Below are 587 nucleotides of genomic sequence, written 5' to 3'. Positions count from 1 at the left end.
ATTTCGCCAAAAACTCATTAAGCCTCATCATCATGCTACGAACTAGGTTAACAGATCCCGTCTGGGATAAGCTATCTGCACTAATGCAACACACTGGGCTCGTTTATCATAAAGCCGAACATCGTCTTATCCTTGAGGGGATCCTTTATCGGATGAGAACAGGTATCCCATGGCGTGACCTGCCGTTGGAATTTGGTCGATGGAATACGGTCTTTGTGCGTTTTAATGCGTGGTCAAAAAAGGGCGTTTTAAATCTGATATTCAAAGGGTTATCTGGACTTGCTGATAGGGAATGGCTATTTATTGATGGCAGTATTGTTCGAGCGCATCAACACAGTGCCGGGGCAGCAACAAATGAAGAGGAAGCGATAGGCAAAAGCCGTGGCGGACGTTCAACGAAACTTCATTTGGCCGTAGACAGTCAGGGTTTACCCGTCCACTTTGAACTGTCAGGGGGGCAAACGCACGACATTAAGCATGCGGAAAGTCTGGTGAATAACTCCCCGGCATCAGATTTTGTGATTGCAGATAAAGGCTATGATAGTGACGCTTTCAGAAATATCGTCGAACAAACAGGGGCAACACCC

1 protein-coding gene is annotated in these 587 nt (G+C 46.5%); it reads left to right on the top strand.

What is annotated here, in order from left to right; translation table 11 throughout:
• Positions 1-32 precede the first annotated feature (32 nt).
• On the top strand, positions 33-587 hold a 555-nt coding region (locus tag NXS07_RS20665; RefSeq protein ID WP_258087592.1), incomplete at its 3' end, for an IS5 family transposase.

The sequence above is a fragment of the Xenorhabdus bovienii genome (assembly GCF_024721015.1).
In the GTDB taxonomy this organism is placed as follows: Bacteria; Pseudomonadota; Gammaproteobacteria; order Enterobacterales; family Enterobacteriaceae; genus Xenorhabdus; species Xenorhabdus bovienii.
The sequence above is the reverse complement of the archived record's forward strand: the minus strand, read 5'-3'. Positions and strand labels throughout refer to the sequence as shown.